Source organism: Oleiphilus sp. HI0080, from assembly GCF_001635135.1.
Genome location: NZ_LWFU01000896.1, coordinates 1 through 905 on the forward strand (window position 1 = coordinate 1; position 905 = coordinate 905).

The window sequence follows — 905 nt, forward strand, 5'->3', positions numbered from 1 at the left end:
TGCTCTTGCCCCTCCTTGAACAAGGCTACGCCGTAATCCACCGAGCTATTGCCAATGCGATCTACACGTAGTGCGCCCACTAAGGACTCGGGAAAGGCGATACTTTGCTGATAAACACAATTCGAATTAACGATAAAACCGATCTGCGCGCCATTCTGAATATCCAGTCCACCTTTGTCGATAAGATAGGTATTCACCACGCTATCAAAATACGAGTAATACACCACATTGTTCACATGGCCATACACATCGTTATCCATCCAGCGGGTCTGAACATTCTGAAAATGTCGGAATGTATTTTTAAAAACTGGCTGTTTCGCCATTACGCTATTCCTTTAAGCAATTAAGCAATACCCTTAAACGATCCCTTTGAAGGCCGCCTGATAGATCGCAAGCGCGTCATCGCGCGTTACTTCCTTCGGGTTATTCTGAAGCAAACGAGTCTGAAGCATCGCATCGTCCGCTAAAATTCCAAGATAAGACTCTTCGATTCCCATCTCTGCCAAACTGGTCGGCAACCCGAGATCTTTAACCAAGTCTTCAATATACTCAATTAAGCGGCAAACGGCCGACGCCAATTGGTTCTCTTCAGATTCGCTCTCACTAGAGACAGGAGGTACAAGATCCGGAGCAATATAGGGTATTAGTTGTGCATAAAGCGCACCACAGGCCGACTTGTTAAAGCGCATCACGTGCGGCAGAACAAGCGCATTGCTTAAGCCATGTGGAATATGAAAGTGCCCACCCAAGGGATAAGCCAAAGCATGAACAGCGGCCACCGGCGCATTGGCGAAAGCTTGCCCCGCTAAGCAGGCCCCAAGCAACATATTTTGGCGCGCTTCGATATCAGCACCATGATACGTCGCTTGCTTAATATTGTCTGAAAGCAACCGGAGTGCCTGAGC

2 protein-coding genes are annotated in these 905 nt (G+C 47.8%); both read right to left on the minus strand.

Annotated features, from left to right (window positions below; genetic code table 11):
* Positions 1 to 323: thioesterase family protein (locus A3751_RS17740; protein WP_068458341.1), on the minus strand; the 323-nt coding region annotated here is incomplete at its 3' end.
* A 33-nt stretch (positions 324 to 356) separates the two neighbouring features.
* On the minus strand, positions 357 to 905 hold a 549-nt coding region (locus A3751_RS17745), incomplete at its 5' end, for an iron-containing alcohol dehydrogenase (RefSeq protein WP_156492599.1).